The sequence below is a fragment of the Vibrio sp. J2-4 genome, from assembly GCF_021728155.1.
Taxonomy (GTDB): Bacteria; Pseudomonadota; Gammaproteobacteria; order Enterobacterales; family Vibrionaceae; genus Vibrio; species Vibrio diabolicus.
The window spans coordinates 517,523-541,020 of sequence record NZ_JAKKCN010000002.1; the positions used below are offsets into that span (position 1 = coordinate 517,523).

At 45.5% G+C, this 23,498-nt stretch carries 24 protein-coding genes; 12 read left to right on the forward strand and 12 right to left on the reverse strand.

All coding sequences use genetic code 11. The features are described 5' to 3' along the window. The first annotated feature begins 46 nt into the window (after positions 1–46). On the forward strand, positions 47–385 hold the full coding sequence (gene glnB, locus L3V32_RS07760) for a nitrogen regulatory protein P-II (RefSeq protein WP_005436810.1): 339 nt from the start codon (positions 47–49) through the stop codon (positions 383–385). 139 nt (positions 386–524) lie between these two features. Then, positions 525–1,370, forward strand: a complete 846-nt coding sequence (locus tag L3V32_RS07765) for an endonuclease/exonuclease/phosphatase family protein (protein ID WP_237284070.1) — start codon at positions 525–527, stop codon at positions 1,368–1,370. Between the two features lies 1 nt (position 1,371). Here L3V32_RS07765 and L3V32_RS07770 read toward each other — a convergent pair whose 3' ends face one another. The 3 genes from L3V32_RS07770 to gloB all read right to left on the reverse strand — a co-directional run bounded on the left by L3V32_RS07770 (position 1,372) and on the right by gloB (position 4,652). After that, a complete protein-coding gene (locus L3V32_RS07770) occupies positions 1,372–2,058 on the reverse strand; it encodes a YIP1 family protein (RefSeq protein ID WP_053809793.1) in 687 nt (228 codons plus the stop codon). Further along, positions 2,055–3,638 carry a LysM peptidoglycan-binding domain-containing protein gene (locus L3V32_RS07775; RefSeq protein ID WP_237284071.1) on the reverse strand — a complete coding sequence of 528 codons (1,584 nt, stop codon included), beginning with the start codon at positions 3,636–3,638 and terminating at the stop codon, positions 2,055–2,057. The genes L3V32_RS07770 and L3V32_RS07775 overlap by 4 nt, the downstream gene beginning before the upstream one ends. Before the next feature lie 255 nt (positions 3,639–3,893). Continuing rightward, positions 3,894–4,652 carry a hydroxyacylglutathione hydrolase gene (gene gloB / locus L3V32_RS07780; protein WP_237284072.1) on the reverse strand — a complete coding sequence of 253 codons (759 nt, stop codon included), beginning with the start codon at positions 4,650–4,652 and terminating at the stop codon, positions 3,894–3,896. 37 nt (positions 4,653–4,689) lie between these two features. Between gloB and L3V32_RS07785 the strand changes: the two genes are divergently transcribed. Then, positions 4,690–5,436 (forward strand): class I SAM-dependent methyltransferase, encoded by a 747-nt coding sequence (locus L3V32_RS07785; protein ID WP_237284073.1) that lies wholly within the window; start codon positions 4,690–4,692, stop codon positions 5,434–5,436. On the opposite strand, the gene rnhA is transcribed toward L3V32_RS07785, so the two are convergent. Next, a complete protein-coding gene (gene rnhA / locus L3V32_RS07790) occupies positions 5,433–5,897 on the reverse strand; it encodes a ribonuclease HI (protein WP_012841509.1) in 465 nt (154 codons plus the stop codon). The two genes, L3V32_RS07785 and rnhA, sit on opposite strands and share 4 nt — an antisense overlap. Before the next feature lie 59 nt (positions 5,898–5,956). Here rnhA and dnaQ point away from each other — a divergent pair, with 59 nt between their 5' ends. From dnaQ to L3V32_RS07815, 5 genes are all read left to right on the forward strand, one after another. Then, the gene (gene dnaQ / locus L3V32_RS07795; protein ID WP_005380385.1) at positions 5,957–6,679 is read left to right on the forward strand and encodes a DNA polymerase III subunit epsilon; all 723 of its coding nucleotides are present in this window, start codon (positions 5,957–5,959) and stop codon (positions 6,677–6,679) included. Positions 6,680–6,687: 8 nt separating this feature from the next. Next, positions 6,688–7,938, forward strand: coding sequence for a TIGR03503 family protein (locus L3V32_RS07800; protein WP_237284074.1), 1,251 nt, complete (start codon positions 6,688–6,690; stop codon positions 7,936–7,938). A 204-nt stretch (positions 7,939–8,142) separates the two neighbouring features. Then, positions 8,143–8,700, forward strand: a complete 558-nt coding sequence (locus tag L3V32_RS07805) for a hypothetical protein (RefSeq protein WP_237284075.1) — start codon at positions 8,143–8,145, stop codon at positions 8,698–8,700. Between the two features lie 51 nt (positions 8,701–8,751). Next, positions 8,752–9,144 carry a DUF1353 domain-containing protein gene (locus L3V32_RS07810; RefSeq protein WP_237284076.1) on the forward strand — a complete coding sequence of 131 codons (393 nt, stop codon included), beginning with the start codon at positions 8,752–8,754 and terminating at the stop codon, positions 9,142–9,144. An 83-nt stretch (positions 9,145–9,227) separates the two neighbouring features. Then, positions 9,228–9,638, forward strand: a complete 411-nt coding sequence (locus L3V32_RS07815; protein ID WP_237284077.1) for a GNAT family N-acetyltransferase — start codon at positions 9,228–9,230, stop codon at positions 9,636–9,638. Between the two features lie 73 nt (positions 9,639–9,711). Here L3V32_RS07815 and L3V32_RS07820 read toward each other — a convergent pair whose 3' ends face one another. Both L3V32_RS07820 and fadE read right to left on the reverse strand, forming a co-directional pair. Then, entirely contained in the window at positions 9,712–11,487 is a 1,776-nt protein-coding gene (locus L3V32_RS07820; RefSeq protein WP_006741676.1) for a SulP family inorganic anion transporter, read from the reverse strand. A gap of 210 nt (positions 11,488–11,697) precedes the next feature. Further along, positions 11,698–14,142 (reverse strand): acyl-CoA dehydrogenase FadE, encoded by a 2,445-nt coding sequence (gene fadE / locus L3V32_RS07825; protein WP_237284078.1) that lies wholly within the window; start codon positions 14,140–14,142, stop codon positions 11,698–11,700. 375 nt (positions 14,143–14,517) lie between these two features. Here fadE and lpcA point away from each other — a divergent pair, with 375 nt between their 5' ends. Then, positions 14,518–15,093, forward strand: a complete 576-nt coding sequence (gene lpcA / locus L3V32_RS07830) for a D-sedoheptulose 7-phosphate isomerase (RefSeq protein ID WP_005380392.1) — start codon at positions 14,518–14,520, stop codon at positions 15,091–15,093. Positions 15,094–15,144: 51 nt separating this feature from the next. Further along, positions 15,145–15,990: a class II glutamine amidotransferase gene (locus L3V32_RS07835; RefSeq protein WP_006741678.1), complete on the forward strand. Its 846-nt coding sequence runs from the start codon at positions 15,145–15,147 to the stop codon at positions 15,988–15,990. A gap of 365 nt (positions 15,991–16,355) precedes the next feature. Here the strand turns inward: L3V32_RS07835 and purN are convergent, their stop codons facing one another. Next, a complete protein-coding gene (gene purN, locus L3V32_RS07840) occupies positions 16,356–17,018 on the reverse strand; it encodes a phosphoribosylglycinamide formyltransferase (RefSeq protein ID WP_237284079.1) in 663 nt (220 codons plus the stop codon). Between the two features lie 151 nt (positions 17,019–17,169). Next, complete coding sequence (gene purM / locus L3V32_RS07845; protein WP_054867197.1) at positions 17,170–18,210, reverse strand: phosphoribosylformylglycinamidine cyclo-ligase; 1,041 nt, start codon at positions 18,208–18,210, stop codon at positions 17,170–17,172. Between the two features lie 179 nt (positions 18,211–18,389). Here purM and upp point away from each other — a divergent pair, with 179 nt between their 5' ends. Then, the gene (gene upp, locus L3V32_RS07850; RefSeq protein ID WP_041852906.1) at positions 18,390–19,016 is read left to right on the forward strand and encodes a uracil phosphoribosyltransferase; all 627 of its coding nucleotides are present in this window, start codon (positions 18,390–18,392) and stop codon (positions 19,014–19,016) included. A 121-nt stretch (positions 19,017–19,137) separates the two neighbouring features. On the opposite strand, the gene L3V32_RS07855 is transcribed toward upp, so the two are convergent. After that, a complete protein-coding gene (locus L3V32_RS07855) occupies positions 19,138–20,391 on the reverse strand; it encodes a uracil-xanthine permease family protein (protein WP_053809782.1) in 1,254 nt (417 codons plus the stop codon). Between the two features lie 365 nt (positions 20,392–20,756). On the opposite strand from L3V32_RS07855, the gene L3V32_RS07860 reads away from it, so the two are divergent. Further along, a complete protein-coding gene (locus tag L3V32_RS07860) occupies positions 20,757–21,965 on the forward strand; it encodes a DUF2066 domain-containing protein (protein WP_237284080.1) in 1,209 nt (402 codons plus the stop codon). A 140-nt stretch (positions 21,966–22,105) separates the two neighbouring features. On the opposite strand, the gene L3V32_RS07865 is transcribed toward L3V32_RS07860, so the two are convergent. Genes L3V32_RS07865 through arsC form a run of 3 tightly spaced genes read right to left on the reverse strand, consistent with a single transcriptional unit; the run spans position 22,106 to position 23,489 of the window. After that, a complete protein-coding gene (locus tag L3V32_RS07865) occupies positions 22,106–22,546 on the reverse strand; it encodes a DUF2069 domain-containing protein (protein WP_012841511.1) in 441 nt (146 codons plus the stop codon). Positions 22,547–22,568: 22 nt separating this feature from the next. Next, positions 22,569–23,138, reverse strand: coding sequence for an NAD(P)H:quinone oxidoreductase (gene wrbA, locus L3V32_RS07870; protein WP_012841512.1), 570 nt, complete (start codon positions 23,136–23,138; stop codon positions 22,569–22,571). Continuing rightward, positions 23,139–23,489: an arsenate reductase (glutaredoxin) gene (arsC, locus tag L3V32_RS07875; protein ID WP_005380410.1), complete on the reverse strand. Its 351-nt coding sequence runs from the start codon at positions 23,487–23,489 to the stop codon at positions 23,139–23,141. Positions 23,490–23,498: the final 9 nt, after the last annotated feature.

Genomic DNA, 23,498 nt, shown 5'->3' on the forward strand with positions numbered 1-23,498 from the left:
CGCTAAACGATAATAAGCGCAATCGATTGAAGCTTAAGGGATGAACATGAAAAAAATTGAAGCGATTATCAAGCCATTTAAATTGGATGATGTTCGAGAAGCGCTAGCTGAAGTTGGCATTACAGGGATGACCGTCTCTGAAGTGAAAGGCTTTGGTCGCCAAAAAGGTCACACCGAGCTTTACCGTGGTGCAGAGTACATGGTGGACTTTCTGCCTAAAGTGAAGCTCGAAATCGTTGTAACGGAAGATGTGGCTGATAAATGCGTAGAGACGATCATTGAAACCGCGCAAACCGGCAAAATTGGTGATGGTAAAATCTTTGTTACTGATGTTGAGCGTGTGGTTCGTATCCGTACTGGTGAAGAAGACGAAGACGCGATCTAAGGTTTCTTGTTACCTGTCTCGTATTTATTATGCTAAAAGGGAGCCAAGTGGCTCCTTTTTTGTTTTTTACTTTCAGTGAAATCAAATAACCCGAGGTTGGTTGTTCCAGTTTTAGGGTGCGTATATTCAGGTTTGTCGTATGTTTAAGCGTTTTTTTCTGGCGTTAGCTTTTCTTATTATGGCGGTATTGGTCGGCTTCCAGGTTATTTTCACCGTACCAGATCAGCCGCAAATCATTACTCAAACAGGCTCAGAGCTGACGCAGGATATTAGGTGTATCGAATTTAGCGGCTCAAAAGCTCTGGATCAGGGCGGTGAAATCAATGTACTTGTCTGGAATATCTACAAACAGAGCCGAACTAATTGGCAAAGCGCACTCAATGAATTCTCTGCTGATAAGCAGCTGCTGTTATTGCAAGAAGCCAGCATGACACCATCTTTTAAGCAATGGTTGGTGGATGGCAACTGGGTCAGCAACCAAGTGAGTGCCTTTAAGGCGCTGGGCAGCGGTGCGGGTGTGATTAGTATCGCTCAAGGGCAACCAGAAAAAGCCTGTGCTTATACGTCTAAAGAGCCTTGGCTGCGTTTACCCAAGTCTGCACTATACAGCCAATATCAATTAAGCAATGGCGAGAGACTCGCTGTGGTGAATGTACATGCGATTAACTTCACGGTTGGCACGCAAGAGTATGTCTCTCAGTTAACGGCTCTTGAAATGCTTTTAAAGCATCATACAGGGCCGATCCTATTCGCTGGAGACTTCAATAGTTGGAGTGAATCTCGCGTTAATGCGATGCGACAGGCCTTAAAAGCCGCGGACTTGCAAGAAGTGACGTTCTCGCCTGATTATCGAGTCCAGTTTATAACGGGATTACCGTTGGATCACGTATTTTACCGAGGACTGACCCTCAAATACGCGAAAGCGCCGCAGAGCGACGCTTCCGATCATAACCCATTGTTACTGTCATTTACGTTAGATGACTAGCTTAGGTCACCACAATATAAAGCGCCCAAATAACGTAGAAGAATACCCATGGCAGGCTTGCAATCACCAAGGCTTGCCCACGTTCAAACTCAGTCCAAGTAAGCACAACACCGTAGCCGAGTACAATGTACCAAGGTAGAAGCAAAGGCAATGAGCTAGCGAACTGAGACCACTCACTGGTAAGCGGCAGTTTTAATAGACCATTGAGGCTGTTTAAATCTGCTGCGTAAGTCATCACCTGGCCATGCTTGAGCAATAGGCTCGCGTAGCTTGCGATATCGCCCAATACTGCTGGGAATAAGATTGCACACGACGCGGCAAACCACTTCCAGTAACCATATTGTTGCTTGCTTGCCTTCGTTGCAAGAAAGAACCAAAGCGCAAGCAACAGTAAGGTGGCAAAGCGGTTGAATACATCATTGATGATCGCACTTGCCATTAGCGTGTTTGGCTCTAATAGCTCAATCTGCTTTGGGTCGATTTGCTGAAACTGCGCGGCTAGTTGGTCACTAAGCCACGTGAAATCGACATTCGAAAAGTAAGCGCCCCAGAATAAAAACGGACTAAGCATCAAGAAGATGAACGGTTGCCATCCCCATCCGCCGCGTTGGTAAAGCGCTAGAAAGCAAGATGTTGGAGAACGAAAAATGTCCAACAGCATCACAAGTGGGTTGCTTGATGGGTTCATACACTTACCTTCGTTACGTCAACGTACAACTTAAGTTTTTGACCTGGTTGTAAGTATTTTTTCTTGTGTAGCGAGTTCCATTTTACGATGTCGTTTGTTTTTACTTTGAACTTGCTTGCAATGCCGCTAATGGTGTCACCGGAGCGAACGTTGTAGAAAACGGTACGGATCACAGCACCTTTGTCTGAGTCCTTCCAAATCACGAGCTTTTGACCCACACGCAATGGATCTTTAGGGCCCATGCCATTCCATTTTGCTAACGATTTATACGACACTTTATTTTCACGTGCGATTGACCACAAACTTTCTCCAGACTGAACGACATGAGTGAGCTTGAGTTGTCCACGAGCACGTGATTGAGTCTTGCTTAATCGATTTTGTGCCGTTAGTGCGTATTTCGCATCGTCTTTTGTTGACGTCGGAATCAGTAGGTATTGGCCAATACGAATATTGTTATTCGACAGACCGTTTGCACGTCGAATCACTTTTGTGGTTGTGCCGTATTTATTAGCTAGCACACTTAAAGAGTCACCAGACTTCACCTTGTAGCGAGCGACCTTCATCCCTTTACCACGGTTTTTCTCCACCTTAGTGAGAAAAGCCTCTTTTTTCTCTACCGGAATCAAAAGTTGGTGCGGCCCTTCAGGCGCAGTTGACCATTGGTTGTATGCAGGGTTGTAACTTTGTAACTCTTTCACACCAATGCCGGCATAATCTGCTGCAATGGCCAGATCAAGCTGTTCTTTCGGATCGACAAGCGTTAGAACAGGTTTGTTTGGAATCGCAGGAATATTAAGTCCGTACTTGTCTTGGTTTGCGATGACGTCAGCCAAAGCTAGCAGCTTAGGAACGTAACTGCTGGTCTCTTTTGGTAAGTCCAATGAGAAGAAATCGATAGGTTTACCGAGCTTTTTATTCTTACGAATTGCGCTAGAAACACGGCCACCACCACTATTGTAAGCGGCAATTGCATGCTCCCAGCTACCATCAAAACGCTCGTTTAGTTGTACAAGGTAGTCCAGCGCGGCATCCGTTGCTGCTGCCACATCTCGGCGACCGTCATACCAGTAGTTTTGCTCTAGTCCCATCATCTTTCCGGTGCCAGGGACAAATTGCCACAATCCAGCTGCACTACCGTGTGAGTAGGCAAAGGCATCGAATGAGCTTTCCACCACAGGAAGCAAAGCAAGCTCCATTGGAAGTCCACGCTCTTCGATACGTTTTGTGATCATGTATAGAAAAGGAGTCGCACGCTTAGACACCGTGTAAAGGTGATTCGGGTGCTTTAGATACCACGTACGGTAGTAGTCCACTTTCTTATGGTTTGGGATATCCATTTCAAGTTGCATGGCGATACGTTGCCATACATCTTCTTGTTCCTGAGGGGAAAGAACTTTAGGCGCGTCGTTAGCGGATTTTTTTGCTAAAGACGATGTGTTGCCCGGTTGAGCCTTCGCTGCATTTTGTTTTGCAGTCTGCTCAGATTTATTGGCTTCTGGTGTAGAAGACGTTGAGTCTGACTGAGTCAATTGACAGCCAGATAATAACAACGCCAACGCCCAGGTATACTTCAAACGCATGGATTCAGCCTATTTAGGGCCTTTTTATCTTCACCTGCCTGTCGCGCAACACAATGTGCGTGGCAGTCGCAAGATAATAGACATCTTTTAAACACTAACTAATTAATAGAGGCAAAGAGCTTCTAAATTATGCAATGGGGAGAAATTCAAATAGATTTATATCAACCCCAAACGTAAGAGAAGCGCCAGTGGCGCTTCTCGAAAAATCAGCCCCTGATAATACTGGGGTCTTGCAAACTTACAAGCAGAAAATGGTTAAAATTCGTTCTTCCACTCACGCAAAGCAGTAAAAACCGAGCATGGATCGCTATTTTTAATGCGACTAGCAACAGATTGAACCACGTCAGGATTGGTGGTTCGCAAGAACGGATTAATCCACTTTTCTTTGCGTATTGTTGTTGGAAGTGTCGGAATGTTTAGAGCTCGCAGTCGGTTTACATCATCGCGATATTGACGGAGCTGCTCATTATCAGGCTCAACCGCTAAAGCAAACGCCACGTTACTCGCGGTGTATTCATGCGCGCAGAAGACTTGAGTTTCTTCTGGTAGAGACGTTAGCTTGTTTAGTGACTCAAACATTTGCTCTGGCGTACCTTCAAAAACACGACCGCAGCCTGCGGAAAACAACACGTCACCGCAAAACAGTTTTCCGTCTCCAACGTAACCGATATGACCTAAGGTATGGCCTGGTAAACCTAGCACCAAAAAGATTTCGCCAAATAACTCCAGTTTGTCGCCTTCTTCCATGGGGGTGGTTAGGGTTGGAATTGGTTCAGATTTCGGGCCCACAACGGCGACTTCAGGAAAGGCACGCACTAAGTCTGGAACGCCACCAATGTGATCGTTGTGGTGGTGCGTAATTAAAATCGCTTCTAAAGTTAATTCGTTAGCCTGCAAGTATTCTAACACTGGCTTCGCATCGCCCGGATCAACGACTGCGCAACGTTTATCGCTATTTTGTATCAGCCAGATGTAATTATCATTAAATGCGGGTATGCTTTTGATCTCTAACACGATTCGTTCTCCGTCACCCATTTTAGTCAGGTGGTTAATGAAACCAGCACTCAGCAACAAAACTATACCACACCCGTCGACTTGGTCAGCAATGAACAACGGTCCGTGGGTGCTTGAGTCAATCCAGACCCGACTTGATGAATGGTGTCCGAAACTCTTCGGTTACCATATGCTCAAACTGGGCGGGTTGAGCTGTGAGCTAACCAGCTGTAATTGTAACATTCAACACCAAGTCAACGTAGATATCCAGAACCCGTTGCATAATGTGATTGCAGATGGTTACGAATTGCCCTTTTTGGAAAAAAGCTTTGATGTTGTGATTCTCGCTCATCAGCTCGACTATGCAAGTGATCCACACCGTTTGCTACGGGAAGTCGATAGAGTGATGATGGATGATGGTTATTTGATAATCACTGGATTTAACCCACTAAGTTTGACTGGATTAGCGAGTTTTCTTCCTTGGCGTAAACATAATTTGCCTTGGAGTGGACGAATGTTTACGTCGAACCGCATCAACGACTGGTTAGGGTTACTTAATTATCAAGTGATTCATTGCGATCGTTACGCGCTGTTTCCGATGAAGCGCTACCGCACAATGTGGACATGGTTGGAAAACAGTCTCGGTGATTGGGCGTCACCTGCAGGGAGTTTGTATTACATTGTGGCACGGAAACGAACATACCCTCTCAAGCCTATCAAACCGCATTGGCGTTTGAAGAAAAAGCTCACACCACTAGGGGTGATGAATCGAGAGGGCAATACTATGAGGAAAGAATCTCGTTAAGAGGGTTGGTAACCAGTATCTTCCTCGGTTGGGTTTTCTGCGGCGGTACGGGCTAGCTCATCACAAATTTCATTCTCACGATGACCAGCGTGGCCTTTTACCCAGTGCCATTCAACTTGATGGCGTGCGGTTTCTTTGTCTAGAGCTTGCCATAGATCGGCATTCTTCACGGGTTTTTTATCCGCTGTTTTCCAGCCACGCTTCTTCCAGTTATGGATCCACTGAGTAATACCTTGGCGCACATATTGACTGTCAGTCGTTAAAGTGACTTTGCAAGGTTGTTTTAACGTCTGCAGCGCGACGACAGCCGCCAACATTTCCATGCGGTTGTTGGTGGTTAACGTGTAGCCTTTGGAAAGCGTCTTTTCTACGTCTTTGTAACGCAATACAATGCCGTAACCACCTGGTCCTGGGTTACCTAAACAAGAACCGTCAGTGAAAATCTCAACGTGTTTGGTCATATTTTTTGGTACTATTAGCCGAAACATTTAATAAAGCATAGTCTGACATACATAACCTTATGAATACCAGCAGCAATTCTGAATATAACCGCATTGTCGTTCTCGATACCGAAACCACAGGTATGAACCGCGAGGGTGGTCCTCACTACATGGGACACCGCATTATTGAAATCGGTGCCGTGGAGATCATCAACCGTAAGCTGACTGGTCGTCACTTCCACGTTTATTTAAAACCCGATCGTGAAATCCAACCAGAAGCGGTTGAAGTTCACGGTATTACGGATGAATTCTTGGTTGATAAGCCGGAATACGCGAGCGTGCACCAAGAGTTTCTTGAGTTTATTAAAGGCGCCGAACTTGTTGCCCACAATGCGCCCTTCGATACGGGCTTTATGGATTACGAGTTTGGCATGCTCGATCCTAACATCGGCAAAACGGACGACTACTGCAAGGTGACCGATACCCTTGCTATGGCGAAGAAAATCTTCCCTGGCAAGCGAAACAACCTTGATATCTTATGTGAACGCTACGGTATTGATAACTCGCACCGTACACTCCACGGAGCTTTGCTCGATGCGGAGATTCTAGCCGACGTTTACCTCTTTATGACGGGTGGTCAAACGAGTCTAGAATTTAACGCGAATAAACAAGAGGGTGGGGTAGAAACCATTCGCCGTATTGAAGGAAGAAAAGCGCTAAAGGTTTTGCGCGCAAGTGCCGATGAACTAGAAGCTCACCAAAAAAGATTAGAGTTGGTGAACGACTGTATTTGGCATCAATAGGAGAAGCTATGCTGAGGGCTTTGTTGGTCGCGTTTTTAGCGATATGGAGTAGTCTCTCGAGTGCATCGAGTGAATCTGCTATGTCTTTGTTAGACAATCGCTTTCGAGTGGATCCAACCATCGAGCAGATCACTTTTTTAGTTTATCGTGAGCAAAGTTCTCAGCCAGTTGTTTTAGTCCGCCCTGACGGTAAAAAGTACTATGCTTGGGACGCCTACGACAATGTACGTTGGTACCAAGAAGCCTCACTCGATATTATCTCCGTTGACAACCCTATGCCAGGCCCATGGCAGGCTGTGGGGAAAGTCACTCCTAAAAATAACATCCGCTTAATTTCTCACTTAAAGCTCAGCACGGATGTGTTCCCAAACCGATTATATAATGGGGAAGCGCTTAAGTTTACAGCTCGCCTAACCTCCGACGACAAACCTCTTGTACTGCGCGACTTCCTTGACCGCGTGAATCTGCGCGTGACATTTACCAAGTTTGTCGAAAATGAAGATGAGTTGATCAAAGAAGCACGTCCAGTGCCGATGGTTGTGGGTGAGTTTGCTGATGATGGCCGCGGCTTGGATGAAAAAGCAGGAGATGGTGTGTTCACTGTCCAACTACCAATAGACGTTGAGCCCGGTAAGTACCGTGCGCGAATCACCTCTGGTAATGGCGTATTCTTACGAGCGCAAGAGCAAGTCATCTTGGTTTATCCGAACCCAATTTCTCGTACTTTTATTCAGGCGCGCAATCCTGACAAACCACACCAATTGGTGGTGAGTGGTGAGCAAGGTATGATCGCGCCAGGCTCAATCGCAGTCACGGTGGAACAAGATGCACCTGATGGCTTTGTTAGCTACAGCCAAGGCCAGGTTTCTAAAGATGGAATGAGAACCACGCTGAACCTCAATAACGACGCTGAGCTTGGTAAATACGCATGGCGCGGCGAGATCTTTGCCACTGATTTTGCGACGCAACGTCCACTGGTGTTTCCTATTCCAGAGCAAACCTTCAGTGTTGTTGATGAAGTTGATCTAGAAGCCGCTCGAATTGCAAAAGAAGCTGAATTAGCCGAGCAGCGCCGTATTGAAATGGAAAAGCAAATTATTGCTGAGCGGGAGGCTGAGCGTAAGCGCAGCATGATTATTATCGCGGTGGGTAACGTGATAATGCTGCTGATTGTGATCATTGCATGGATAGTCTGGCGCAAAATTAAAGCGAAGCGCGATGCCATGCCAGAGATGCAGTTAGAAGTGCCAAAGAAATAGTAGTAACACATAAACCTAGAAACGGAGCCAATCGGCTCCGTTTTTTTTCAGTTTAAGTTTGAGACAGAATTTGATGTTTCTCATGGTCATTAATCATTTTATTTTAAAGTAACACCATGATTTAACGTTGATTAATCATAATAAAGCTCGCATGATACTCTTTACGTTTCGACTTGATTTTAGTGCGTATCTACGGAGTGAGTTATGACAATTGGAGCGTTAGAACTAGAACATCTACCACGACAAAAGGCCTTGGTTGAGTCTGCTTATGATGCCTTTTATTCTGAAAAAGACGTTGTTGCTGCGGTATTGCTTGGTTCATTGTCATCAGGAAAAGGTGACCGCATTTCGGATGCTGATATTGTTGTCTTTACTCAAAATAACTTCCATAAAGCCTTAGAGCCTTGCTTTACCCACTTTGAAGCTAATAAAGATATTTTTTATCGCCTTGAGGGAGAGCACAACGAAAATGCGTGTTTCAAAAAATACATTTTTAATGACCTAACCAGTGCAGAGATTCATTGTTTAGATCTCTGTGAGCCCTTCAAACTTTCTAAGCCATTTAAGACTTTATTTGATAAAGCTGATGTGACTGCGGGCATGGTTACTGATGAACCTGCGCCAAAGCATGAAGATTTCCCAGTTTATACCAGTGGTGATCAAGGCCTGATCTGGGAACTCTTTGATTGTATTAAGTGGTTGAGTAGAGATAACCATGAGCTTGCTAAGTCCTACTTGAAAAAACTCTCTGAGAAACTCTAATTTGAGAGTCATCTCCGTTCCTCCCACTGAAGTTAGCTAGGCTGTTAGGTTATGAAATACAAAAAGCGTCAGAAGTACAAATACACTCTCCACTCTGAAGAAAAGATTGAGACTCGCATTTCAGTGAGTCAGGTGTATGACAGCCCTTTTCTTAGTTTGTCCAAACAAGGCGTGTTAACGATTAAAAAGGGCTACGCATGGGATGGAGCGAGTGGGCCAGCATTAGACACAAAAAACATTATGAAAGCTTCTTTAGTTCATGATGCTCTTTACCAACTCATGAGGGAAGAGGTGTTGCCACAAAGTGCTCGAAAGCATGCGGATATGTTGCTGAGAGAAATATGTTTAGAAAAAGGAATGTCTAGCTTCAGAGCGACTTATATCTATTATGGCGTCAGAGTTGTCGGTGGCTTCTTTTCGAGACCCGACATTTTGTGTGCTTAATGGGAACATCTTTCCAATTTTAACTGTTTATTTATACAGTTTGGTTATGTAAGCTCCAAGGTGATACAAAGGAGTCGTACATAATGACAATAAGATATGAAGAGCACGTGCCAAGCCCGAAAGAATACTGTGATATGCGCGTCAAAGCCGGGCTATCACCCAAATCGTTGAAAGCTGCTGAAATTGGTCTACCCAATTCGTTATATGGCGTATCTGTCCGGGATGAAGGAAAGCTCATTGCAATGGGTCGGATTGTTGGTGACGGGGCGTGTAACTTCGAAATTGTCGACGTTGCCGTTGACCCTGATTATCAAGGTAACGGGTTAGGTAGAAAAGTCATGGAATACATCGACGGTTATCTTTCTTCTGTTGCACTTGAAGGCTCTTACGTTTCTATGATTGCTGATGAGCCGGTCTTTTACAAAAAGCTTGGTTATAGGCTGGTGGCTCCTAAAAGCCAAGGGATGACAAAAAAGTTTAAGCCGAAGGTGTAACACGTATTCAGCTGTGCAAATAAGCAATAGAAAACAGGAGTTTAATTTCCTGTTTTCTATATTAAATTTCTACTTAAGCCACTTCTGGAATTGGTTTGGGTGGCTGCTCTAAATCAGGCTCTTTTTGAACAGTAGGAATTTGTCCCTCACCCACAGCACTGATGTAACAGCCACTAAGTTTAATGGCAAGGTACATATCGGCTCGCAGTAAGATGCCTCCTTCACTGGTGCTGATACCAGTAAGCTCACACCATTGCCGTAAGCGTCGTTTCCTTCCTGCGAGGATTAAGCGTACGCCTCTCTTTTTTAAAGTATTGTGAATATCTGACAGTGTTGCCATCACACTGAGATCCAAGTGAGTAAAGCTCGATACGGCGTCGATGACAACGCAACTTGCGTCTTTGTGATGTTCTACTTGCTCTAACACTCGGCGTTTAAAGTAAGGTGCGTTGAAGTAAGTCAGCGGCGAGTTAAAGCGGTAAATCACCATTCCAGGAATAGGCGAAGCTTTTCCTGAGTCGTCGATGGTCCGAATGGTGCCTTTTTCATCCAAGCCAAGTAGCTGATCACTCGGTCGCATGACAATACGTAAAAATTGAAATAGCCCTAGCAGTACCGCTAAAGTGATCCCCGGTATTACGCCTACGATCAAAACAGAAATAAAAGTGATGATTGCTAGATAGAACGCATCTTTGTCACGAGATTTTAATTTCCAAATGGCTTTGAGATCGAGCAGAGACAAGGATGCGATGATCAACACGACACCAAGTGATGCGATGGGAATAAACTGTAAAGGCTCATAAATAAATACCGCAATAATGGCAATGGTGATTGCGGCGACAATCGAAACTAATTGAGATTTACCGCCATTTGCATCATTTACCGCTGTGCGTGAGTCAGCGCCGCTTATCGCGAAACCTTGCGAAAAAGCTGAGGCAATGTTGGCAAAGCCCAACGCCTGAAACTCTTTATTTGCATCAATATCATAACCGTTTTTAGCGGCGAAACTGCGCGCGGTGAGCATCATGCTAACAAAGCTGACAATCGCAAGGTTGAGCGCCGGGACCACTAGCTCACGAACTTCACCTAGCTCAAACTCCGGCGTTTGAAACTGAGGGAAACCACCTTGAGTGAGCCCAACTACGGATACGCCCATCTCTTGTAAATGGAAAAACCAAACTGACGCGGTAGTCACGAGTATCGCCAGCATGGCAGCAGGCCAAGTTGGTCGGTAGCGTTTGGTGAGTAAATAAACGACAACCGTCACGATACTCAGAGTTACGGTAGGCCAATGAAGCTCGGTTAATCGTTGTGGAGCTTCCCATAAGCGTTCCAGCAAATAACGTTGTTCGTATTTCAAACCGACCACTTTGGCAAACTGACCAACGATAATTGTGAGAGCGACACCGTTGAGTAGACCCAAAAGAATCGGGCGAGAAAGGAAGTCTGCAAACACCCCTAACTTGAAACGACTGGCCAGTACACACCAAATACCAGTCATCGCTGTCATGGTCATGACTAACTGCCAATGTTTTGTAGGATCACCCGCGGCAAGCGGCGTAACAACGGCGGCAATCACTGCACAGGTTGCTGCATCAGGTCCGACAATGAGTTGTCGAGATGTGCCCATCATGGCGTATACCAACATTGGCAGTACACACGAGTACAGACCGACAATTGCGGATACACCGGTTAGCTGTGCATAAGCAATGGCGACTGGCAGGGCAACCGCGACAACAGAAAAGGCGGCTCTAAAGTCGTTAACAAACCATTCTTTTTGATAATGCTTAAGCTGAACAAGCCCTGGGAACCACTGTGCGAATAATATTTTAGCCAACGGATTTACCATATATGTGAGTGAGTTACTTAAAAGTATACACCGCTTGCTTGGAACGTCTGTGAGTTAGTTATCACTGGAAATCGGGGGAAGGGTCGGAGTGCGTGGATTTTATTGCGCTTGCGCAGAGGTTCTTCGTGGTGTGAGGTATTATGAACGCTATTCTGGTAGCAATAAAAAACGGGAGTTGTCACTCCCGTTTTATGGTTTCAGATTAGAGAGTTAGGCAACGCTATCCATCTGAGGGTATAGCGGCTTTGCGGCGAGCAATTCCGGCTCGAAGTCGTCAACGTTGATTGTATCCAGACGATGCTGTTCAGCTTCTCTTAGTAGGTCGGCTTCTTCTTGCGTGATAAAGCCTTGCTCTAGACCTTCTTGAGCAATCATATCCAAACGCATAAATGGACGGCGTTTACCTTGCGCTTTACATACCTTGTCAAACACAGGCTCAGCTTGAAGAATCACAGACAGGGCAAGCTCAATCTTACCTGCTGCGTTGTGCTCGGTTGGTTCAAGGTACTGACCGCGACCAATGCGTGAGCGCGTTGCACTAGGCGTTTGTAGAATGCGCGCCACTTTGCTGTCTAGTTTATCGCTTGGCGCTTTGCGTACACGACCGAATGGCATGATTAACACGCGCAGTGCACGACCAATCACTTTGTTCGGGAAGTTTGCTAAGAATTCGTCTACCGCCACTTCCGCTTGTTTCAAACTGTCTTGTAGACCCCAGTGTACTAATGGTAAATCTTCGACTGGGCGGCCATCTTGCTCGAAACGTTTCAACGCCGCAGAGCTTAAATATAGCTGGCTTAGAATGTCACCAAGACGCGCTGATAGACGCTCTTTACGCTTCAAAGAGCCACCTAGCACTGCCATTGAGATATCCGATAGCAGAGCAAGGTTTGCACTGTAACGGTTCAATTGTTGGTAGTAACGCTTGGTTGCATCTTTGGTTGGTGATGAAGAACCTAAACCGTCGCTTAAACCAAACCAGATACTGCGTACGAGGTTACTCATGGTAAAGCTCACGTGACCAGCAAGCGCTTTATCAAACTTCTCTACAGAGTCACTGGCATCAGAGTACGCGGCGTTCATTTCTTCAAGAACGTAAGGGTGACAACGAATCGCACCTTGACCAAAGATGATCATTGAACGAGTTAGGATGTTTGCACCCTCAACCGTTACCGCGATTGGTGCACCTTGGTAACCACGCGCTAGGAAGTTAGAAGGTCCCATACAGATCCCTTTACCGCCTACGATGTCCATTGCGTCGATGATGCTTTGCTGACCGCGATGAGTACAGTGGTACTTCACGATAGCTGAGATAACCGAAGGTTTTTCACCTAGGTCGATACCTGCCACGGTTAAGTTGCTTGCCGCGTCCATTACGTAGGCGTTACCACCTAGACGCGCTAATGGCTCTTCAACCCCTTCCATGTGGCCGATTGGCTGTTTGAACTGGCGACGAATGCGTGAGTAAGCACCTGTGGCCATTGCGGCAGTTTTGATGCCACCTGTTGAGTTTGAAGGTAGTGTGATACCACGTCCAACCGACAAACACTCAACCAGCATACGCCAACCTTGGCCCGCCATTTTTTCACCACCGATAATGAAATCGATAGGAACAAAGATGTCTTTACCGCTCGTTGGACCATTTTGGAATGGCACATTGAGCGGGAAGTGTCGGTTACCAATCTCAACACCTTTGACATCAGTTGGGATAAGCGCACAAGTGATGCCAAGATCTTCTTTGTCGCCTAGCAAACCTTCAGGATCGCGAAGTTTAAATGCTAAACCTAGTACCGTTGCGACTGGCGCTAGGGTGATGTAGCGCTTGTTCCAAGTCAGGCGCATACCCAGTACTTCTTTTCCTTCCCATTCGCCTTTACAGACCACACCGTAATCTGGAATAGATCCAGCGTCAGAGCCCGCTTCTGGACTTGTTAGGGCGAAACAAGGGATTTCCTTACCTTCAGCTAGGCGCGGTAAGTAATGGTTTTTCTGATCTTCAGTACCGTAGTGTTGCAGTAGCTCACCAGGACCCAAAGAGTTAGGAACACCAACGGTAGACGATAGAACGCCAGAAACACCCGTTAGTTTTTGTAGTACTAGTGATTGAGCGTATGCTGAGAACTCAAGACCACCGTACTTTTTCTTAATGATCATGGCGAAGAATTTGTGATCTTTCAGGTATTGCCATACTTCTGGCGGTAAGTCCGCGAGTTCGTGAGTCACTTGGAAATCGCTCACCATGGCACACACTTCATTCACTGGACCGTCTAAAAAGGCTTGTTCTTCTGCACTTAATTTAGGTGCTTGAATTGCGTGAAGCTTTTGCCACTCTGGTTTGCCTTTAAATAGCTCGGCTTCCCACCAGACGGTACCTGCGTCTAACGCTTCTTTTTCGGTTTGAGACATAGCTGGCAGCACTTTCTTGAAAAGCGCTAATGCTTTGCGGCTTATCAAAGACTGACGTACGCCAGGAACCGCGGATACAGCGGCAGCAAGAACGTAAATAGCCCAACCAGTAACGCCAACCGCGCCTATTACTGTGAGCGCTAACATAGCTGCTGTGAGTAAACTAATAGATTTCACGAGAGACATGCGGTGGTAGAGCGTAATGCCTAGCACGACCGTCATCGTGATGATTGAGAGCAAGATGTCCATATGTATTTTCCTTTTCAGACTTTATAAGTGTTGTACGTCTGTATGTTAGGTAAGAGGTCTAACCAGTTGGTTTAAGTGTAATCAAAATATTAAGGAAATGTAAAACATAAGATTGGATAAAAAGTGATCTAAGTAGAGTTAAAGTTCTAAAGTGCGATTTGAGTGATGGTTTCATGAGCAAGTTGACAAGTTTATTACCATCACCAATCTAAATCTGTTGGTTCACTATCGACACTAATTCTCGTTTGTGGGTAAACTCAGAGTAATCAAACCCGAGTTCAGGTTTATGAAATGTCCGATACCAAATTGGTATCAGAACAATTTGCTCAGTGAATCTAGGACTGACTGAAGCCGAAATAATAAAGAGAACGTCTTATGTACCATGATCTGATTAGAAGTGAATTAAACGAAGCTGCTGAAGTGCTCAACAAATTTTTAAGCGATGACCATAACATTGCGCAAATCGAAGCAGCGGCGAAAATGATTGCTGACTCATTCAAGCAAGATGGTAAAGTACTGTCATGTGGTAACGGTGGTTCTCACTGTGATTCGATGCACTTTGCCGAAGAGTTAACAGGCCGTTACCGAGAAAACCGTCCTGGCTATGCTGGTATTGCTATTTCAGATCCAAGCCACCTTTCTTGCGTGAGTAATGACTTTGGTTATGACTTCGTGTTTTCCCGTTATGTAGAAGCCGTTGGTCGAAAAGGTGACGTACTGTTTGGTCTGTCGACTTCAGGTAACTCAGGTAACATCCTGAAAGCGATTGAAGCGGCGCAAGCGAAAGGCATGAAGACGATTGCGCTAACAGGCAAAGATGGCGGCAAAATGGCAGGGCTTGCCGATATTGAAATCCGCGTGCCACACTTTGGTTATGCGGATCGTATTCAGGAAATTCATATTAAGATTATTCATATCATCATTCAGTTGATTGAAAAAGAGATGGAATAGTCGTTTCACAGCCACCTTTTCGAGCTGTGTTGTTAGGGAGTTTTTTTAATCATGTGTGAATTGCTCGGTATGAGCGCTAATGTTCCGACGGATATTTGTTTCAGTTTTACCGGGCTCATGCAGCGTGGAGGTCGAACTGGCCCACACCGTGACGGATGGGGAATTACCTTCTACGAAGGGAAAGGTTTTCGAACTTTCAAAGATCCCAAGCCAAGTTGTGAGTCGCAAATTGCAGAGTTAGTGCAAAATTATCCCATCAAAAGTCGCGCTGTCGTTAGCCATATCCGACAGGCGAATCGTGGCGGCGTTAATTTAGAAAATACTCACCCTTTTACACGTGAGCTGTGGGGGAGGTATTGGACGTTTGCGCACAACGGTCAGCTCTCTGGCTACCAAGACTTGCATACGGGCCGACATCGACCTGTCGGTGAGACAGATAGTGAACTGGCATTTTGCTGGTTGTTGAAGCAAATGGAAGATCGATATCCTGAGCCACCAAAGGATATGGAATCGGTATTCTTATATGTTGCTAAATGTTGTGATGAGCTAAGAGAGAAGGGTGTATTTAACATGCTTCTGAGTGATGGTGAGTATGTAATGACGTATTGCACCAATCATTTGTATTGGATCACAAGACGCGCACCGTTTGGTAAAGCCGCTTTGCTTGATGAAGATGTGGAAATTAACTTCCAAGAAGAAACAACGCCACATGACATTGTTTCTGTGATCGCGACTCAACCTTTAACGGGTAACGAAGCTTGGCAGCGGATGAAACCTGGCGAGTACGGCTTGTTTCACCTAGGTGAACTAGTGAAAAACAATGCCTCTGAACTGGTGAATGTGCCGTTTGCAGCGGCGAAACCGGGCAATCAGGCGCCAACTGAGCCGTTAGAATAGCGGTTAATTCGGAACAACTCGTAAAGCTCGCTTAATCGCGAGCTTTATTTTTATACGTTTTCAACCGAGGGCGGATACTGGTGAACTCTCATACTTTCTAGCTTCCTAGTCTCGCTAAGGCTTGCTGGAAAGATGTAACTGATAGAAATTTCTCATAAAACACCACGTTATTCTGAACGGTGAGGAACGAACCAGACTCAGAATCTACTTTCCGAGTGTCGTGTTACTCAAGTGGTTATGGGATTTTTTAGAATGTTGGGTTTTAGGTTTCTAGTCTCACTACGGCTTTCTTGAATCAAGTTTATATGTTTCAAAATAACAAAAGGCAGCTCTCAGGCTGCTCTTTTGTGTTTGGAGTTTGGTATTCAGGACGACTCATCGGAGGCGTAGCCGTGTGTGCCAAGCTCTGCGCCATCTAAATAGGCTTTACCATCCTTCATGATCAACCGCTCGTCTACCAGCCACTTAGCCACCATAGGGTAGATTCGGTGCTCCTGAGCCTGAACACGCGCTGCAAGTACACTAGCATTATCGTCTTCGAATACCGGAACTTTTGCTTGCAGTATGACAGGGCCACCATCAAGCTCTTCCGTTACAAAGTGCACACTCGTACCATGTTCTTTATCGCCAGCATCAATTGCTCTCTGGTGTGTGTGTAGCCCAGGATATTTTGGTAGAAGAGAAGGGTGGATATTGATCATCTTACCCATGTAATGAGAAACAAACTCGCTGCTCAGAATACGCATGTAGCCCGCCAGAATAATCACGTCTGGTTGGTATTCATCGATTTGACTCATTAGCTCTGCATCAAAGCTTTCACGTGAATCGAATGCTTTAGGGTCGACAAAGTGACCGTCTACATCAAACTTTTTTGCACGTTCTAAACCAAAAGCATCGGCTTTGTTAGAGAACACGGCTGCCACTCGTGCGTTTGGCATGCTGTCTTCGCAAGCTTCCAAGATAGCTTGCAGGTTACTTCCGTTACCCGAGATGAGGACCACAATGTTTTTTAGGGTATGGTTTTTCATGATGTCGAGAGTGCCTTGGTATTGTAGGTTGGAGTTATGTAGCTTCTAAACTACCTACTAATAGAATGGTTTTTATTGTTCTAGATAGCAAAATGAGGACCTAGTCATCTAGTGTCCTCATTCTTTTTATCTTGTGAGCTCGATTTGCAAATTATTGGATTTCAACTTGCTCTTCGTTCGCTTCAGCTTGCGCGATTTGACCAATAACCCATGCGTTTTCACCTTCTTCTTGAAGAAGAGCAACCGCGGCTTCCGCTTGGTCTTTAGGTAGTGCAACGATTAGACCCACACCACAGTTGAACGTACGGTACATTTCGTGTGTGTCGACGTTGCCTTTCTCTTGTAGCCACTTGAAGATCACTGGCCATTCCCAGCTGTTACCATCGATAACTGCTTTTGTGCCTTCAGGCAGCACACGTGGGATGTTTTCCCAGAAACCACCACCAGTGATATGAGAAATCGCATGGATGTCGTGTTTCTCAATCATCTTAAGTGCTGATTTGATGTAAATCTTCGTTGGTTCTAGTAGGTGCTCACCGATAGTGCGACCTGCTAGTTCTTCGTTCTTATCTGCGCCAGATACTTCTAGGATTTTACGGATAAGGGAGTAACCGTTTGAGTGTGGGCCGCTTGAGCCAACAGCGATAAGTGCATCACCAGCAGCGACTTTCGTGCCGTCAATCACGTCTTCTTTTTCTACTACGCCAACACAGAAACCAGCTACGTCGTAGTCTTCGCCTTCATACATGCCAGGCATCTCCGCAGTTTCGCCACCAATTAGGGCGCAACCTGCTTGAACACACCCTTCAGCGATACCTGAAACAACATCCGCTGCGGTATCAACGTCTAGTTTGCCTGTTGCGTAATAATCTAGGAAGAACAGTGGCTCTGCGCCTTGCACGATAAGATCATTTACACACATCGCAACAAGATCGATGCCGATAGTGTCGTGCTTGTTCATATCCAGTGCTAGGCGAAGCTTAGTACCTACGCCATCAGTACCAGAAACCAGTACAGGTTGTTTGTATTTGGTTGGCAATTCGCATAGCGCGCCAAAACCACCGATACCACCCATAACTTCAGGGCGACGAGTACGTTTTACCGCACCCTTAATACGATCCACAAGCGCGTTGCCTGCATCAATATCTACACCAGCGTCTTTATAGCTAAGAGAAGAGTTGTTACCACTCACAGGGAAGTCCTCGGTATTAAGTTGGATATGAAAACGGCGCTATTCTAACAGTGCTTAAACATAGATAGCAAACGTTTGCGTCTGTTTTTTTCTTTAGTGATTTATCCTGATATCCCTGTAAAAATCATGTATAATCTGAAGGTTTGTTTAAATATTGCCAACTATAGCCGGAGATGGACATGAAAGTTGTTGAAGTAAAGCACCCTCTAGTAAAACATAAAATTGGTCTAATGAGAGAAGGTGACATCAGCACAAAACGTTTTCGTGAGTTAGCGACTGAGGTCGGTAGCCTACTTACTTACGAAGCAACGTCAGACTTTGAAACAGAAAAAGTGACCATTGATGGTTGGAACGGTCCGGTAGAAGTAGACCAAATTAAAGGTAAAAAAGTAACCGTAGTACCAATCCTACGTGCAGGTCTAGGCATGATGGACGGTGTTCTTGAGCACATGCCAAGCGCACGTATCAGTGTTGTTGGTATTTACCGTGATGAAGAAACACTTGAGCCAGTTCCTTACTTCAACAAGCTTGCTTCTAACATCGATGAGCGTATTGCGCTTGTTGTTGACCCAATGCTTGCAACGGGTGGTTCTATGATTGCTACGATTGATCTTCTAAAAGAGAAAGGTTGTAACCAAATCAAAGTGTTGGTACTTGTTGCTGCACCAGAAGGTATTGAAGCGCTAGAAAAAGCACACCCAGATGTGGAGCTATACACTGCGGCCATCGATGAGAAGCTAAATGACAAAGGCTACATCGTACCGGGTCTAGGTGATGCAGGTGATAAGATCTTCGGTACTAAGTAATTCTTTAATGTATTACTACGACTGAACAGAAAAAACAAAGGCTTGGTGAAAACCAAGCCTTTTTTATATCTATAATACGAGAAGAATAAAATGCGCCACTCAGTAAAGCAGCGCAGACGCACTATTTCGCGTTCTCTTCTTCCATTTGTGCGTTATCTACAACGTGGTTTTCACCTAAATCGTTTGGTAGCACAAGGTTAAGAATAATTGCCACGATACCGCATAGGCTCACACCTTGTAGGCTGAACTCACCAATACCGAAAGCCATACCGCCAATACCAAATACAAGTGTTACGGCAACGATCACTAGGTTACGAGACTTATGTAAATCAACGTTATTCTTGATCAGTGTGTTGAGGCCTACCGTGGCGATAGAGCCGAACAGCAGAATCATGATACCGCCCATGACAGGTACTGGAATCGTTTGAAGAACCGCGCCTAGCTTACCTACCAATGCAAGTACGATTGCAGTGATCGCAGCCCAAGTCATGATCACAGGGTTAAATGCTTTGGTTAGCATTACCGCTCCTGTTACTTCACTGTAAGTGGTGTTTGGTGGAGCACCCACCATCGAGGCTGCGATAGTTGCCACCCCGTCACCTGCGATTGTGCGATGAAGGCCAGGTTTTTTCAGGTAGTTTTTACCTGTAACGTTTGAGATAGCAAGCATGTCACCTACGTGCTCTACTGCTGGTGCGATAGCGACAGGAATCATGAACAAGATTGCGTTTATGTTGAACTCTGGCGCGGTGAAATTTGGCATAGCTAGCCAAGCCGCTTGTGCTACTGGAGTGAAATCAACCACCCCGTAGAATAGAGAAACAGAGTAACCTGCAAGAATACCACCGACAATTGGAACGAGCTTCAAAAAGCCTTTTGCAAACACGCTTAGTACAATGGTTGTGAGCAGTGAGACCGCCGAGATGATGATCGCAGCATCACCATTAACAAGCTGTGCAGCACCATCACCGGTTTTACCTACCGCCATGTTCACTGCTGTTGGAGCAAGGCCAAGACCAATCACCATGATCACAGGGCCAACGACAACAGGCGGGAGAATTTTATGGATAAATCCAACACCACGCACTTTGATCATCGCCCCTAGAGCCACATAAACCAGGCCCGCTGCCATTAAGCCGCCCATCGTTGCGCCGATACCCCAAGTTTGGATACCGAACATAATAGGAGCAATAAACGCAAAAGAAGAGGCAAGGAAGATGGGAACAGAACGTTTAGTCATTAATTGGAAGAGGAGAGTACCGACACCGGCACCAAAGAGGGCGACATTTGGATCAAGGCCAGTTAGCAGCGGCACAAGCACCAAAGCACCAAAAGCGACAAAGAGCATTTGAGCGCCTTGTAACGCGTTTTTCATAATAATTCCCTATTTTCAAGATACGCAGACAAATCCGGCGAATACTATCATCCTGCAATCGTTTGCAACGTTGCATGGATCAAACTTTCGATTGAATCTTTCCCATAAATAGCACTTTTGAGAGTTAGTTGCTTGCAAATTGGTCTCTTTTGCGAGTCTTGCGTGACGAAGAAAAATGAACTGTCTAACTCGTTGAGATAGCTTAATAAGCAATGAGTTTATTATAAAAAATAGCACTGAAGCGCTGGTTGAGGCCCGAGTTAACAAAGCTGGTCATAATACAGACAATTTACTCAGTACTTACCTTGCTCAAGATTTGATAGTTGCTTATTATTCGGGTTCTTGTTCAGAGGATTATAAAAACTATGCGCTATTTAGCTCTCTTACTGATAGGTTGGTTGTCCCTACCAGTATATGCATTAACTCAGGTGGATATCTATCGTGCCGAAGTGGTTATCGACAGTGAGCAGAACGACGGTGAGTCTCTGGCTCGTCAACAAGGTATGCAGGATGTGATTGTTCGAGCGACCGGTTCTCAATCCTCTTTAAGCAATCCAGTGATAAAAAAGGCACTTGGTTCAAGTGCGCGTTACATTTCCCAACTGAGCTATGGGCAGGTTGATGGAAAAGCGAGCTTAAAAATGTTGTTTAACAGCGACCAAATCAGCTCGCTTTTAACACAAGCTCAATTGCCATCTTGGTCGTCAAATCGTGCCAATATTTTGGTTTGGATGGTGGAAGAACAGGGATACGATCGTAATATTGCTTGGGAGCATTCCGACTCTTCAAACGCTGTAGCACTTCGCAGTGCTGCGAAATCGAGAGGCTTGCCGATCACGATCCCGGTTGGTGATTTTGATGATGTAACTGGTGTTAATGTTTCTGATCTTTGGGGCGGCTTTATTGAGCCAATTGGCCAAGCGAGCCAGCGCTACCCAGCGGATGCCGTTTTAGTTGTGCGCGCTCAAGGTGAACAAATTCGCTGGACGTTATACGATCAATCACCAATGAGAATTGTTGAAGCACAACGCTCTCCGCGTAACGGTTCAGCATCAGGCGCCAATGCCATTGCTGAGATGGTTGATGGCATCGCTGACTACTACGCGAGTAAGAGCGCAGTGGTAGTATCTGGAAAATCTTCAAAAGCGTTGGCGGTGAAAGTCCTTAATGTAACGTCTGCCACGGACTTCTTCCGTTTAGAGAATGCGTTAAAACAACTTAATTCGGTTGCGGGTACGGAAATTAAGCGTGTCCAAGGTGATGAGCTGACGCTCAACATCCATCTTTTGGCATCTCAACAAGCTTTTGAGAAAGAAGCTTCTTCTATTTCTCAATTAATGGTTTTTGAAGATCCTTTGGGTGAAGTTGATGCCCCAGCTTTAACTCAAGAAGCAGAGCCAATTGCTCCGATGAATGAAGCTAAAGATACAGCTATGGTAGAAAAAGTGCAGTCTGAAGTGCCTGCGGATATCGCGGCGGAAGCAAAGGACGAAACGCAACCAACTCAGCCTATGATTGTGGAGCCTGTCCGAGAACAGTATGACTTGATCTACGAGTGGCGCTCGGCATCGTAATCGCATTGATAGCTTTCCAGGCGTAAAGCGCAAGGATCAAACACCAATGTGGTAAGCGTAAAAAAGAGTCGCAATAGCGACTCTTTTTGTTTTCTAAATTCGTATTCGAACCAATGCTCAGTGATTGATTGCGATTGGCGTTATTTATTGAATTTCGCTTTTTCTTCTTTTTCTACTTGAGAGAGGCGCTTCAACTTAAGACCTAGCTCTTTGCCTCTCGCTCTAGCAAACAAAATATTGCCAGCGAAACCGAGTGAAGTCAGGAGCAACTCTACTGCCGCAAGCCAACGTTCTCCACCATCCACATAAAGGATGGTCAGCGCATGCAAGAAATACAGCATAAGAACAAAGTTAGCCCAAGCATGAGTGTAAGGCTTACCAGCCAAAATACCAGGCAACGGAAGTAATAGCGGAATACACCAAGCAATAGCAAGTGTTGTGCTGCTAAGGTGAGGGTGAGGGGACAACGCAAGCTGCCAAATTGCGACCCAGGCTAATAAGGCTAAGTTGCCAAATAAAGCTAGGTAACGATAGGTTTTAGCCTGTGTACCGAGTGGTGTTTGGTCTAAAGAGTCAGACATCGATTAACTATCCTTGATTTTACTAACAGACTTTTAGTTTTAACGCTGCAGTTGCCAGCCTTTTGCCTAGTTGTTGTGCCAGACGAATCTCTTCACTGCTGAGGGTTGCCTCATGGCCTACACTGCTGGCGCCATACGGAGTGCCTCCGGACTGCGTAGTGTGTAACTCTGGTTCGGCATAAGGAATGCCCAAAACCATCATCCCGTGATGCAACAAAGGGGTCATCATGCTTTGTAACGTTGTTTCTTGACCACCATGCATCGAAGAGGAAGAGGTAAAGACACAAGCTGGCTTATCGATTAAGTCACCACTGACCCATAAAGATGTAGTCTGATCCCAGAAGTGCTTTAAAGGCGCAGCCATGTTGCCAAACCAGACGGGACTGCCAAACGCTAGACCGTCGCACGTTTTCAGTTCCTCTAGAGTAACAATTGGATCAGAAGGGGAGTGTGAGTGAGGTGACAATTCTTCAACTGTACGCAAAATTGCTTGGCATTGAGGAGTCGATTCGACTCCTCTTGCTATCTGTCTTGCCAGTTGTTTTGTCGAGCCGTGACGGCTGAAATACAAAATAAGGATCTGGCAATCCATTTATAGAATATCCAACACTTGCTCTGGTGGTCGACCAATTTTCGCTTTGCCGTTGGCAACTACCACCGGACGCTCAAATAATTTTGGATTTTTCGCCATTGCTTCGAACAATTGCTCATCGCTAACAGAGTCTTCGCCTAGGCCAAGTTCTTTGTATTCGCTTTCTTTGGTGCGCATCATTTCACGTACAGATGAAAAGCCAAGCTGTGCGTACAGCGCTTTTAGCTCATCTACGTTAAGTGGTGTGTCTAGGTATTTGACGACTTCCGGTGTAACACCATTTTGCTCAAGCAGTTCAAGTGTTTGACGACTCTTTGAGCAACGAGGGTTGTGATAAATCACGACTGACATGGTTTTCTC